Below are 12,807 nucleotides of genomic sequence, written 5' to 3'. Positions count from 1 at the left end.
TAACTCCATTACTTATAAACAGTTTTTTGGAGCACTAAGCAACAAAGCTTTTTTCAGCTACAACAAAAATTTGTGCCGAAGTATTGGTTAAAGCTGAGCCTGCCCAGTCGCCATGCCATTCCAAAGGTACTAAGCCACACATTTCGAGCATGTGAGTTAGTTCAGAGGCATTATAGAGACGCACCTTAAACTCATAGCTATATTCTTCGCCTTCTATTTTTAGCGCACGATTGGTTGTTAATATTTTACTGTGTGGATCGTATTGCGTATCCAAGCCTTTGAATTGACGCGCAATACCATTTTCACTTTCCTTAACTACCGCTGACTCACCGTTGAGGACATTTAACAACAGACGCCCACCGGGTTTAAGTGCGGATGACATTTCTTGCATCACCTGTAAGTTAGTTTTATCGTCAAAGTAGCCAAACGAGCTAAAAACGTTAAATATTCTGTCGTACTTTTCCTTAAACCTGAGATCTCGCATATCCCCTTGCATAAAATTGACGGAAAGGCCGGCGTCTTTTGCAAACTGTTGAGCTCGTTCAATAAACGAAGCATTGTAGTCTAATGCATCAATCCCAAACCCTTGCTCAGCCAATAACTTTGCATGACGCCCTGTACCACAGGGAATATCGAGTATTTTCATACCCTTTTCTAATGCTAGAAAGCTTTGAATTTGCTTCGCTTGTTGCTGGTTTAACATAAGGTCAAAAGAGGCACTCTCTAAATGGCCTGTAATTAAGGGATTAAAAGCACGCTCGTAATCAAAAAGAAATTCAGACAAATTCTACTACCTCTTACATTTATCATTACAACCAGCAATAGGCTGTACCAATGTGGCACAGCCTCATTCAATTTATTTGTTGTTTGGGCCAACACCAGGCTTTCTATCAACAAGACAAATAACGCATCCACAGAATCTTGCGCCCTTGTTACGCTCTAGGTTTTTGTTTACAAGTGAATTGATAATTTTTGATTTATTCATGATCTCTCCAAAAAAATGGTTGGTTAGTATTTTCTAAGGTTCTTAATGTTTTGCTCAGAGTAAACTTCTGGATATTCCTGATACCACTTGAGCAAAGTGTTTTCGCCCAAAGCATCATACACGTACGAATATTGAGCCTCTAACTCCGCTTTGCGCCCACTTATAAATGCACTTTGCGCGTTATCATAGTCACTTTTCATTTGCTCTTTCTCGCTTAATGTCGTGGGACTATGATGTAAAAACTCACCAAAAAAGTGATGACAAAAAGCTTCATAATCTCGAGTAAACAGAATAAACGTGTGCCACATTTCATCGATGATTAAAATTTCTTTATGCACATAGATGTCTGGACCTGACTCACTTGAAGCGTGGTGCATTAACCACAGTAACTTTTTCATCTCTTCGAAAATGGCAGCGGACTCATCTCTAGATACATCGAACGACTCAGTAAATTTGTCAATAACATTGTCATTTTGATATGCCATCACGTTTGAGTATCGTTGTTGTCTCTCGATCGAATGAGAGAAGTTATGTAGATTATCCATGTTGTTCTGCTGTGTAGCCCTTTGTCTTGGTGGGTTTATTTAATCAATCGAGAGGCGCAGTCACAACTGGCATAAATAACAGTTATGAGGAAGTACTTGGCAAGAGGCTGGCTCAATAGATATTTGAGCACGCATGCATAAAAAGAAGAGCTACAAACAAAAAAGCCCAATCGCATGGGCAATCGGGCCAATTATTTTTAAGCTAAAATCTTGAAAAGGTGTGACGTAGTATTAGAGCTTATTACTTTGCAAACGAGACAATACTTTTACACCTAGCTTTTCTACAGCTACGCTCAAGCCAACGCCCAAACGTTCTGCGAGCGCTTTTTTAGCTTTGTATTTCACTTTGTACAACTGGTGCGTATTGTTTAGATCCAGCAAGATATCATCACTGGTTTTAATTTCGTCAACTAACTCAAATTCTTTTGCATGGGTGGCAAACCAGTGTTCACCAGTGGCCACCTTGTCGATATCTAACCCTGGTCTGTGTTCGGCTACAAACTGTTTAAACAAAGTATGAGTGTGTTCTATTTCACTTTTAAACTTCTCGCGTCCTTGATCGGTGTTTTCACCAAACATTGTCAATGTACGCTTATATTCCCCAGCTGTAATTTGCTCAAATTCAACATCATTCTTTTTCAGAATTTTATTGAAATTAGGTAGCTGAGCAATAACACCGATAGAACCCACAATAGCAAACGGCGCAGCAACGATCTTATCTGCTACACATGCCATCATATAGCCCCCACTAGCAGCGACTTTGTCGATACACACCGTTAGTGGTAAGCCCGATTGTTTAAGTCTAATTAACTGTGAAGCCGCCAAACCATAACCATGTACAACGCCACCACCGCTTTCTAAGTTGACCAATACTTGATCCTTTTCTTTGTTAGCGACGGTCAATATTGCGGTTACCTCTTCACGTAAACTTGCAACCTCGTGGGCATCTAAGCTACCTGAAAAGTCAATCACAAAAGCTTGGCCTTGAGGCTTGTCTTCAGCTGCTTTTTTACTTTCTTTTAGGTGGGCTTTTAATTCTTTTTTATCCAGAGTTTGGTGTAAAAATGATTCTTTTGCCTGTGCTAGTTCATCAGAGAGATCTTTAATTTCTATCTCACCCGATTTGGTTTTCGGCTTTTGGCTTGCACCCACTATCAAAATGACAATGGCACCGATTGCAATGACTACCGTCACAGCTTTAGCTAGAAACAAACCATATTCAAACAAAAATGCCAAAGTTATCTCCCGAATATTTCTTTAAACCAAATTATATAACCAAAAAAAAAGCCGCTGATTAGCGGCTTTTTAATCTTGTCTTAAATGCGATTACTTTGCAATAACTGTTGTATCAGTAATTGGCAATGAAAGGCCTTTTGAGGCTAAATAAGTTGCTACTTGCTTTTGCATTTCAAGGCTAGCTTGCGCATGGCCTTGTGCTGTGCCACCTGTTAATTCATCAAATGATGTAGTTAGCAGTGAACTATGGTGACCTTGCGAGAAGTTAACCACATAGCGGCCAGCAGTACCATCTGTAGACAGCTTAGACTCAGTCGCTGTCTCTAATCCCATAAATGCAGCCAGCGGCGTACTACCACCTAGAGGGTTACGTGCAGCAGTGTTTGGCGGGATAACTTGGTCAGCTTTATTATCACCTTCCCCGCCCACAACAACGCTCATATAAATCGGCGAGTTAACCGCTCGAACTAGAGGTGCATAATTTAATGGATCCGCACTATCAAGCACAGTTTGTGACGCATAAGCGAATTGATCAACCGTGGCATCTATAGTTGCCAACGCTGCGGTGTCTTCTTCAGCTTGCAAAGTTGCAGTAAATGTACTGTAAGCACAACTTGTAAAGCGACTCGGATCTTGTGCAAACGCGCCACAATCCGCAATAGCGCCTTCAGCTAAATAGGCTGTGAACTTCTTAGAAACAGCTAGGTCAGAAGCCCCCACAAGAACAGCTGACTTAACAACAGGCCCAAAAGATGCAGACTCAACTAAGAAGTTTGCAATGCCTGCACCACCACTAGATAGTGCCGCAGCTCCGACTTTAAATAGTGGCTCTGCCGGTTTTAAGACTTCTTCTTCAAAAGGTAAGTTTGCGTGCGCGATAAAGCTTGGCGCAACAACTGAGCCGAGTGATTGACCTACGAAGCTAACATCGTTGGTGTTCAAAAGCATAGGCACCTGAGACGCAGCATTAATGGCATGAAGGCCTAAACGCAGTGCAAGTAAATCCGCAGTAGACTGACGCAAGTTGTCACGCGCAACAAGCAGAGACTGCAAGTTCATATAATGTAAAACACTATTTGTTGAAGCATTGAACTCGTCAGTACCATCATTATCAAGATCAATACCACGCTCACCGTGCAATGGGTGGTCAATTGCTACCGTCGCAAAACCAGCCTGTGTTAGTGCAAGCGTCAAACCAAGCATGTCTTCTTTTTTACTGGTAATACCGTGCTGCAAGATCACAACTGGCCATCCAGTTTCAGGGCGGTTCGTCTCAATCATTGGCATTGTGATTTGAACTGGCGCGTTTGCAATCCACTGCTGCTTTGGAATCGGATTGTACTTGGTCAGGAATTTTTGCTTGTCTAAACCAAGGTCTCTTAATTGACCACCAGACAACGCGGCACACTGTGCGTCATTTGATTCAGGATCAGAAACTGCAGGTAATTCACCTGCTGCCGCTTTAACAGCCGCCAGCGCAACTCCGTTATCACACTTTGCTTCCCAATAAGTTTCGGCCAGTGCCGTACTTTCAGCATTTTTAGGCAGTGGAGAGTACATCGGTAACTGAACATTACCTTTGATATATCTTACACCCTGAGCCAGCGCCAAAACCTCATCTGACACTGGAATTTGCAACATCGTAAAGATGTCAGCAACCGATACAACATCTTGTGCTGGTACTGTGACCATCGGCTGCTGTTCGGTACCAATTGTTGACGCTAGTAGCTTTTTAATAGAGCCAACAACTGCACCTGTTGATTGTGTCGTCATTGCCGCTGTATACACAATATCCGACGCGCTAATTGACTCGCTTGAAACAAGTGCTTGCTCATAGCTGCGGATGACAGCCTGCAAAGACTTTTGAGAATCTGTAACTAATGGCGCTTCTTGGCGAAGTAAAGTATACGTTGATGAAGGTGATAAACTGCGACCACCGTCTACGTTATCTTTGATGCCTGTTGTTAACACTGTAATATAGGTTGTGTTGGTCTTAAATGGTTTAACAGGGATCACGTTGATGTTTTTGCCATCTTCGCTTAACTGAGAAACGAAGTCACCTGTTGGACCAAATGTAAGCTCGCTAACAACTTTACACGCAAACGCAGCAGAGAAGCCTGTACAAGCTTCTGTATCTGGGTCAGCACCCATAACCACTTCAAAAATACGTACAGAGCCAGGAGTTGCTACAGATGCAGCATCAATAGCAACATTAGCTGGTGTGTCTAACGCTATCTGGTATGGCATTTGAGTTGACCAACCGTCAAGACCACCAATTGCTAGAGATGGATCCGCATAGCCGGCTTTTGGAACCAAAGGCATCGACTCAGAATCGAGTTCGCCAGGTATATTCAGCGTACCATCTTGAGTTCCGCTAAATAAGATGTCATTTGGTATGGAAATAACGCCGTTGGAAGGATCAAACTTAACCGATGCAACAGGTGTTACAGGTTTCGTATCTTGTTTTACATCTTCTAGCGTTTCACCGCCACCACAGCCCGCTAAAGCGGCTGAAACAGCAAGTGGTAGTATCAGTTTCTTCATTATATTGGCTCCGACATAATTTTATTATTATTGTTTCTCGGTCGAGTCTTACCCCTGCCTTTAGATGTAAGCACCCATAAGCCGCCGAGAATAATTCGTTAAAACTATGTAATTTTGCTTTTAATAAGACATTAGACCAGTTTAACTTAACGCAAAGTGTAGCCTTTCGCCACTCCTATTTGCAATAAATTCGATAACTTGCGTCGTGACTATGATAAAATATAGCAAATGTATTTGTTAGAGGTCCAATATGCACACATATGATGCGCCTAGCAACGCGCTAGAAAATAAGGTGATTTTAGTCACTGGTGCGGGTGACGGTATTGGCCGTGTCGCAGCAATAAATTATGCGAAACACGGTGCAACAGTTATTCTGCTTGGTAAAACCACCAGCAAATTAGAAGCTGTTTACGACGAAATCGTGGCAGCAGGTTATCCTCAACCAGCTATCGTTCCATTGGACCTCAAAGGTGCAACAAAACAACACTATCGCGACTTAGCAGCGACCATCGAACAACAATTCGGAAAACTAGATGGTTTGTTAAATAACGCATCAATTTTGGGCACTATGGGGCCGCTAGAGCACTTCTGCGTGTCTACCTTCGAAAACGTCATGAAAGTCAATGTAACTGGTCAGGCAATGATCACGCGTTTTCTGTTCCCACTTTTACGTAAGGCACCTAAAGCTTCCATCATTTTTACTTCTTCTGGCGTAGGTAGGCAGGGTCGTGAGTTTTGGGGCGCGTATGCAATCTCAAAATTCGCAACAGAGGGAATGATGCAAACGTGGGCGGCAGAAGTTGGCAAAACCGACATTCGCGTTAATTGTATCAACCCAGGTGCTACACGCACCAGTATGCGTGCAACAGCGTTCCCTGGTGAAGATGCTGACAGACTAAAAACGGCAGAGGATTTAATGCCAACATACTTGTACCTTATGTCTGATGACTCAGCAGATGTAAATGGTCAGTCAATAGACGCACAACCTAAATAATTAAATACCACTTATAATTAAAAAGGGCTCCACATGGAGCCCTTTTTACATGACAGTACAAAACTATCGGCGTTTATTTTGTTTCAGTCTCTGGTTGTGCTTGTGGACTGCTTTGCGAATGCGGTTAACTTTAGCACGCTTATCTTTACGCTTTTCAGGCATGACAGAGAGCTTTGTTTGTGTCTCTGGTCGTAAGCTCACCGATTTACGAAGATAGTTTACATCTTCCAACGCAAGCTCTTCCCAGCCACCTTGAGGAAGGCGTTTATTTAACTCTAATTTACCGTAGCGAACACGGATCAGTCTCGATACGTCAACCTCTTGAGATTGCCATAAACGACGAACTTCACGGTTTCTACCTTCAGTCAAAGTCACATTGAACCACTTGTTAATGCCCTCACCACCACGTGGCTTGATCGACAAAAACTTAGCAGGCCCGTCCTCTAGCTCAACACCTTGAGTTAAAGTTTTCAGTGTTTGATTTGTCACTTCACCAAATACACGAACTGAATACTCACGTTCTACTTCATATTTAGGATGCATTAAACGGTTTGCCAACTCACCATCATTGGTAAACAATAATAGGCCTGATGTATTAATATCTAATCGACCAATTGCAATCCAGCGATCGCCTTCTAAACGCGGCAATCTATCAAAAACTGTGCGTCTGCCTTCGGGATCTTTGCGCGTACACAGCTCACCTTCAGGTTTATGGTACATAAGCACACGGCAAATACGCTCTTCTTTTTGCTCAATTTTAACAACGTGCCCATCAACACGGATCACCGCATTTTCTTCAACACGGTCGCCCAACTTTGCCACCTTGCCATCGACACTAACTCGGTTAGATTCAATGTACTTTTCCATTTCACGACGCGAACCAACGCCCGCACGTGCCAATACTTTTTGTAGCTTCTCACTCATTCTGATTGTTCTCTCACAGAAGGATCATTTAACATCTGATCTAACTTCTCGCTCTGCAATTCAGGCAGTTTTGGTAAACCATCTAAACCAGACAGCGAAAAGTAGTCTAAAAATAACTTTGTAGTTGCATAAAGCGCTGGTTTTCCAGGTACTTCTTTATGCCCTACCACTTTTATCCACTGCCGCTCTAACAGGCTTTTCATGATGTTAGAGCTCACTGTAACCCCTCTAACCTGCTCTATTTCACCACGGGTTATGGGTTGTCGGTATGCTATAAGCGCCAATGTTTCTAGAGTTGCACGAGAATATTTTGGGGCCTTTTCTTGCCATAGCATATTCAACCAAGGGCTCAAACTAGGACATGCCTGAAATCGGTACCCAGTGCCCACTTCAACAAGTTTCACACCGCGAGTTTGATAATGCTCCGAAATTGTATCTATGGCCTGCTGCAGACGACGATCTGACACACTAATATCCTGCAAAACGGTTTCTTTCATGTGCTTTTTAGACAGCGGTTTATCAGCCACAAAAATGGCAGCCTCAACCAACTCGACTAATTGTTCGTCACTTACTCGGCGTGTCATGTCACAGTAATTTCATAAGGCTAGTAGAAAGCGCGGTATTATGACAGAGAGCGCATTACTCTTGTAGTTTTAATGACAAATAAATTGCACTAGCGAGATTTACTTGCACAATAGAGATGAGTTGTTCTTTTAAAAGCTCCAACATAGCAATAAAGGTAACCACAACACCACTTCGACCTTCTTCAATATGAAATAGCACACTAAACTCAACGGGGTTTGGGTTTTCACTCAGGTATTGCAGTATCTTAGACATTCTCTCTCGTGTTGATAAAGTCTCAGCGCTGATCTGGTGGTGTTCAAACTTTTTTGCTCGTGCCATTACTTCACTCATTGCTAGTAAAAGCTCCCTGAGTTCTACATCGGGCAAAGAATCAGCGTTGTCGTCCACATCTTCTATCAAAGCGCTGGCAATAAAAATATCTCTATCTACACGGGGGACTTTATCTAAGTTTTCGGCAGCTTGCTTAAATTGTTCATATTCTTGTAATCGTCTAACCAATTCAGCTCTCGGATCTTCTTCCTCTTCAATCTCTTCATGGGTAGGCAGCAATAACCGCGACTTTATCTGCGCCAGTAAAGCCGCCATCACCAAATATTCACCAGCCAGTTCAAGTTGGAAATCTTGCATCATTTCAACGTAATGCACGTATTGCTGAGTAATGCTTAAAATAGGCAATTCGAGAATATCGAGTTTGTGACGCTTTATGAGATACAAGAGAAGATCCAGTGGCCCTTCAAAGCTCTCTAGAATGACCTGTAATGCGTCTGGGGGGATATAGAGATCTTCTGGCTTTTCTAAAACGGCCTCACCTTTTAAAAAAGCCAGTGGTGCTTGCTGTTGCTGCTGTTCAGTCATGCTTATTCGAACGGTGACACATCGCCGCAACCATGACGCAATATTTCAACACTGTCGTCCGACATATCAATAACCGTCGTAGCCTGCTCCACCAAGTAGCCCCCATGTACAATTAAGTCCACGTGTTTTTCCAGCTGCATACGGATATCGTCGGGATCTGACTCGGTAAACTGCTCGCCGGGTAAAATCAACGAGCAAGACATAAGTGGCTCATTTAATTCTTCTAAAATCGCGCAAGTGATCGGGTGATCTGTTACACGGATCCCTATGGTCTTTTTCTTATCATTAAGCAACCTACGCGGAACTTCTTTAGTACCTTTAAGAATAAAAGTATAAGGACCCGGTGTATTATTTTTGATCATCCTAAACATTTGATTATCTACTCTCGCATAAGTAGACAGCTCAGATAAATCTCTGCACATCAAGGTAAAATTATGATGTTTCTCAATCCCCCTAATACGCTCAATACGCTCTTTAGCTTGTTTGTTGCCAAGGTTACAGCCAATGGCATAGCCAGAGTCAGTTGGATAAACCACTACTCCGCCCTTTTGAATTATTTCGACAGCTTGTCGGATCAGACGTGCCTGTGGATTATCTGGGTGAATATGAAAAAATTGACTCATGCTAACATTCCTCTGCGGCTCCCCAAAACTGCCATACACCTTGGCAATCTTTTGGTAAGTATAGGTTTCTTCCTAGATCCAACCAACTAGTTGGGTAATGAAAATCAGAGCCTTGGCTTGCAAGAAGGTTATACTCACGAGACAACTGCCCTAAAAATTGTCTTTCGGTAGGCGCTTGCTGCGGTTGCGCAACTTCCATAGCTTTACCGCCGGAAGCACTAAATTCATCCAGAAGTTTACGTAACCATTTATTCGACATTTGGTAACGACCAGGATGTGCAAGTACTGCGATCCCCCCCGCACTATGAATTGCTTCAATTGCTTCTGCTAAAGTGCACCAAGCGCTGGGTACATAACCCGTTTTATTGCGTGCTAGAAACTTTTTAAATACCCCTTGGATATTTTTGGCAACACCGCGATCAACCAACGCTTTAGCAAAGTGTGCTCTGGTAATTTCAGCACCCTTTGCCAATTCTAGCGCTTGCGCATAGATGCCTTCGTAGCCCCGTTTTTCAAGCCGAGCGCCAATTTCTTTGGCACGCTCCCTACGTTTATTTTGCTGCTCCTTTAACAATGCCTGAAGCGAGGTTGACTCAATATCAATATTTAAGCCTACAATGTGGATCTCAAAGCTCTCCCATTTGGTTGATATTTCAACACCGGTAATCAGCTCAAGCTCAAGGTTTTGCTCAGCTATATATTGCTTTGCCACAGGAATCCCAGCCACAGTATCGTGGTCAGTTAAAGCGAGCACATCAACGCCTTTTTCTGTTGCGCGCTCTAAGAGCTCTGCTACATCTAAACGCCCATCAGAAAAAGTACTATGACTATGTAAGTCATATTTAATCAAAATTTAATCCCCTAAAAACAAACGCTCGCAGTATAACATGCACAATATTGTGCGTACGTTTTAATTTACTTTAAAAGTCGCAATGAGTATGACATTTGCAACCTAATCACTAGGTCAATATTCGTATAGTTCAGCATTATTTAATGCTATTGGTTATTTTTTGATTTTTGTACTTGACAGTTTGTGCCAGAGTAAGGTTTACTGTACCCACTTAAATCGGAATAACGAAAACTTTACAAATGAATCTAACACAAAAAACAAAAATCGTTTGGTGGTGGCACTCGTAACTGCGGGTGTGATTCGTTATGTCTGACGACTTATAAACCCGCGCTGAGCTCGCGGGTTTTTTTATGGAATTTTTATAATGATTAACAATTTTTGCAACAATTCATCTACAAAATCTTGGTGGTGGTGCCTGAATTAGCGGGAAGGCATTGTTGTAACTAAATACACACCCCCCGCAAGTTAAAATACTTCGGGGGGTTTTTTGTACTAAAGAGGAATGAGGTTTGATTTTTAGTCATATAACTACAACACCGGGCGAGGTGACAAGTATAAGGCAACGGCGCGATTATATCGCAAGTCCATTGTCTTTATACGCGGCTCTCAATAAGCCCAATTCGCTGTTACTGGAGTCAGCGGAAATTGATTCCAAGGACAATGTAAAGAGTATTATTTTAGCGGATGCTGCATTGCGAATTGAGTGCAACGGACTGGAAGTAAAAGTACGTGCACTTTCTAACAATGGTGAACAGTTACTAAATTATCTAGCAGATAAAGTAGAAAACTGTGCTGTTGTTAAAGAGTATGCGGTTCTTACACTAACTTATAATGCTCAGGATCTTAGTTTAGACGAGTACAGCAAATTGAAAGCGGATAATGCTTTTAGTGCTTTGCGAACTTGTATTGATTCTATAAAACGTAACTCAGACACGCCGTTCTCGGTATTTTTAGGTGGCGTATTTGCCTACGATATGGTGGCAAATTTCGAAACCTTGCCGGATGTTCCTGATGGTCAAAATGACTGCCCTGATTATGTTTTTTACCTTGCGGAGACAATGGTATTAATTGACCATCAAGCACAAACTACTGAGCTGATTGGCAATGTCTTTAATGGCCCAGATGTTCACGCTAACTGTTTTGAAGTTGGCAGACAACTTGAAGAGTTAAATCGTCAATGTGATGACTATGTCTCTTATAAAGAAGGTCCAGAAGACGGCAACCATGAAGTGAGTGTGGATATTTCGGATGAGGTGTTTAAATCGCAGGTCACACAACTAAAGAAAAATATTGTCGATGGTGATATTTTCCAAGTTGTACCTTCTCGCACATTTTCACTCCCTTGTCCTAGGCCTCTCGCAGCATACAAACATCTTAAAAAGCAAAATCCAAGTCCATACATGTTTTACATGCGTGATGAAAAGTTTGTTTTGTTTGGTGCATCGCCAGAGTCGGCATTGAAGTACTGCGAAGAAAGTAACCAAGTGGAAGTTTACCCTATCGCAGGTACTCGCCCGCGCGGTAAATTCGCTGATGGCACAATTAATCCCGATTTAGATAGCCGTATTGAGCTAGAACTACGCGATGATAAAAAAGAGCGCGCAGAGCACTTAATGCTGGTTGATTTGGCGCGTAATGACGTTGCACGGATCAGTGTACCAGGTACGCGCCACGCCAAAGAATTGCTAAAAGTAGACCGTTACTCACAAGTAATGCACTTAGTATCTCGTGTCGTTGGCCAGCTTAAACCAGACCTTGATGCACTACACGCATACCAAGCTTGCATGAACATGGGCACACTCGTTGGTGCACCTAAAGTAAAAGCGGCTCAATTGGTAAGGGATACAGAAAAGCAACGCCGTGGTAGCTATGGTGGTGCCGTAGGCTATTTAACTGGTGACGGTGCAATGGATACCTGTATTGTGATCCGTTCAGCATTTGTGAAAAACAATATTGCTTATGTGCAAGCTGGCGCTGGCGTAGTATTTGATTCAGATCCTCAAGCTGAAGCAGATGAAACAAAAGCAAAAGCTCGTGCTGTGATCAAAGCCATTCAATCAAGCTATCAAGGGGTGGGTCATGACGCCTAAAGTATATTTCTTAGATAACTTTGACTCATTCAGCTACAACCTTGTTGATGAACTTTCTCAGCTTGGTAGTGAACTCGTCGTTTATCGTAACCATATTGATGCGCGCACTATCTACGACAAAATGTGTAATGAAACTGTGCCAGTTGTCTTGGTACTATCACCAGGTCCTGGTAAGCCAAGTGAAGCTGGCTGCTTATTGGAGCTGATTGATCTATGTAAAGGCAAGTTCCCAATGCTTGGTATTTGTCTAGGCCAACAAGCCTTGACACAAAGCTATGGCGGCACAATTGGACATGCTGGCGAAACTGTTCATGGTAAGTCATCGCATATCGATGTTGAAGAACACCCAGTATTTGCGGGCCTTGGTAAGCGTTTTCCTGTTGCTAGGTATCACTCATTAATGGCAACCAGCGTGCCTGACACACTCAAAGTGATTGCCAAGTACCAAGACATTCCAATGGCCGTATACCATTCGACAGACAAAGTGATCGGATATCAGTTCCACCCTGAGTCTATTTTAACACCTGATGGTGCCAAGCTACTTCAGCAAAGCATCGACTACTTGACCTGCTAGGA

General features: G+C 42.6%; 13 protein-coding genes. 3 read left to right on the top strand and 10 right to left on the bottom strand.

Features of this window, described 5'->3' with window-relative positions; translation table 11 throughout:
- Nucleotides 1-34: 34 nt before the first annotated feature.
- The 5 genes from N475_RS03280 to N475_RS03265 form a co-directional block, all read right to left on the bottom strand.
- Entirely contained in the window at nucleotides 35-784 is a 750-nt protein-coding gene (locus N475_RS03280) for an SAM-dependent methyltransferase (protein WP_063364687.1), read from the bottom strand.
- 72 nt (nucleotides 785-856) lie between these two features.
- Nucleotides 857-985, bottom strand: coding sequence for a hypothetical protein (locus N475_RS26155; RefSeq protein ID WP_264373376.1), 129 nt, complete (start codon nucleotides 983-985; stop codon nucleotides 857-859).
- A gap of 23 nt (nucleotides 986-1,008) precedes the next feature.
- Nucleotides 1,009-1,530 carry a glycine-rich domain-containing protein gene (locus N475_RS03275; RefSeq protein WP_063358406.1) on the bottom strand — a complete coding sequence of 174 codons (522 nt, stop codon included), beginning with the start codon at nucleotides 1,528-1,530 and terminating at the stop codon, nucleotides 1,009-1,011.
- A 231-nt stretch (nucleotides 1,531-1,761) separates the two neighbouring features.
- A complete protein-coding gene (sohB, locus tag N475_RS03270) occupies nucleotides 1,762-2,766 on the bottom strand; it encodes a protease SohB (protein ID WP_063358405.1) in 1,005 nt (334 codons plus the stop codon).
- 90 nt (nucleotides 2,767-2,856) lie between these two features.
- A complete protein-coding gene (locus N475_RS03265) occupies nucleotides 2,857-5,310 on the bottom strand; it encodes a VolA/Pla-1 family phospholipase (protein ID WP_063364686.1) in 2,454 nt (817 codons plus the stop codon).
- Nucleotides 5,311-5,560: 250 nt separating this feature from the next.
- Between N475_RS03265 and N475_RS03260 the strand changes: the two genes are divergently transcribed.
- A complete protein-coding gene (locus N475_RS03260) occupies nucleotides 5,561-6,304 on the top strand; it encodes a YciK family oxidoreductase (protein ID WP_063358403.1) in 744 nt (247 codons plus the stop codon).
- Between the two features lie 63 nt (nucleotides 6,305-6,367).
- On the opposite strand, the gene rluB is transcribed toward N475_RS03260, so the two are convergent.
- From rluB to rnm, 5 genes are read right to left on the bottom strand one after another with little or no spacing between them, the layout of a single operon-like run.
- Entirely contained in the window at nucleotides 6,368-7,228 is an 861-nt protein-coding gene (gene rluB, locus N475_RS03255) for a 23S rRNA pseudouridine(2605) synthase RluB (RefSeq protein ID WP_063358402.1), read from the bottom strand.
- Nucleotides 7,225-7,812: an SMC-Scp complex subunit ScpB gene (scpB, locus tag N475_RS03250; RefSeq protein WP_063358401.1), complete on the bottom strand. Its 588-nt coding sequence runs from the start codon at nucleotides 7,810-7,812 to the stop codon at nucleotides 7,225-7,227. Before scpB ends, rluB begins: the two co-directional genes overlap by 4 nt.
- A 55-nt stretch (nucleotides 7,813-7,867) precedes the next feature.
- Nucleotides 7,868-8,668 (bottom strand): segregation and condensation protein A, encoded by an 801-nt coding sequence (locus N475_RS03245; RefSeq protein ID WP_063358400.1) that lies wholly within the window; start codon nucleotides 8,666-8,668, stop codon nucleotides 7,868-7,870.
- Between the two features lie 2 nt (nucleotides 8,669-8,670).
- The gene (locus N475_RS03240; RefSeq protein WP_063358399.1) at nucleotides 8,671-9,291 is read right to left on the bottom strand and encodes an L-threonylcarbamoyladenylate synthase; all 621 of its coding nucleotides are present in this window, start codon (nucleotides 9,289-9,291) and stop codon (nucleotides 8,671-8,673) included.
- 1 nt (nucleotide 9,292) lies between these two features.
- Nucleotides 9,293-10,141 carry an RNase RNM gene (gene rnm / locus N475_RS03235; RefSeq protein WP_063358398.1) on the bottom strand — a complete coding sequence of 283 codons (849 nt, stop codon included), beginning with the start codon at nucleotides 10,139-10,141 and terminating at the stop codon, nucleotides 9,293-9,295.
- A gap of 509 nt (nucleotides 10,142-10,650) precedes the next feature.
- Here rnm and N475_RS03230 point away from each other — a divergent pair.
- The gene (locus N475_RS03230) at nucleotides 10,651-12,231 is read left to right on the top strand and encodes an anthranilate synthase component 1 (RefSeq protein WP_063358397.1); all 1,581 of its coding nucleotides are present in this window, start codon (nucleotides 10,651-10,653) and stop codon (nucleotides 12,229-12,231) included.
- Nucleotides 12,221-12,805, top strand: a complete 585-nt coding sequence (locus N475_RS03225) for an aminodeoxychorismate/anthranilate synthase component II (protein WP_063358396.1) — start codon at nucleotides 12,221-12,223, stop codon at nucleotides 12,803-12,805. The genes N475_RS03230 and N475_RS03225 overlap by 11 nt, the downstream gene beginning before the upstream one ends.
- The last annotated feature ends 2 nt before the right edge of the window (nucleotides 12,806-12,807 follow it).

This window comes from Pseudoalteromonas luteoviolacea DSM 6061, assembly GCF_001625655.1.
GTDB lineage: Bacteria > Pseudomonadota > Gammaproteobacteria > Enterobacterales > Alteromonadaceae > Pseudoalteromonas > Pseudoalteromonas luteoviolacea.
Note: the sequence above shows the minus strand (reverse complement) of the source record. Positions and strands in the feature narration are given on the sequence as shown.

Bases quoted from the DNA above. Each gene is read 5' to 3' on its own strand.
- N475_RS26155 (WP_264373376.1), bottom strand. From the start codon at position 985: ATGAATAAATCAAAAATTATCAATTCACTTGTAAACAAAAACCTAGAG.
- N475_RS03275 (WP_063358406.1), bottom strand. From the start codon at position 1,530: ATGGATAATCTACATAACTTCTCTCATTCGATCGAGAGACAACAACGA.
- N475_RS03265 (WP_063364686.1), bottom strand. From the start codon at position 5,310: ATGAAGAAACTGATACTACCACTTGCTGTTTCAGCCGCTTTAGCGGGC.
- N475_RS03260 (WP_063358403.1), top strand. From the start codon at position 5,561: ATGCACACATATGATGCGCCTAGCAACGCGCTAGAAAATAAGGTGATT.
- rluB (WP_063358402.1), bottom strand. From the start codon at position 7,228: ATGAGTGAGAAGCTACAAAAAGTATTGGCACGTGCGGGCGTTGGTTCG.
- scpB (WP_063358401.1), bottom strand. From the start codon at position 7,812: ATGACACGCCGAGTAAGTGACGAACAATTAGTCGAGTTGGTTGAGGCT.
- N475_RS03245 (WP_063358400.1), bottom strand. From the start codon at position 8,668: ATGACTGAACAGCAGCAACAGCAAGCACCACTGGCTTTTTTAAAAGGT.
- N475_RS03240 (WP_063358399.1), bottom strand. From the start codon at position 9,291: ATGAGTCAATTTTTTCATATTCACCCAGATAATCCACAGGCACGTCTG.
- N475_RS03225 (WP_063358396.1), top strand. From the start codon at position 12,221: ATGACGCCTAAAGTATATTTCTTAGATAACTTTGACTCATTCAGCTAC.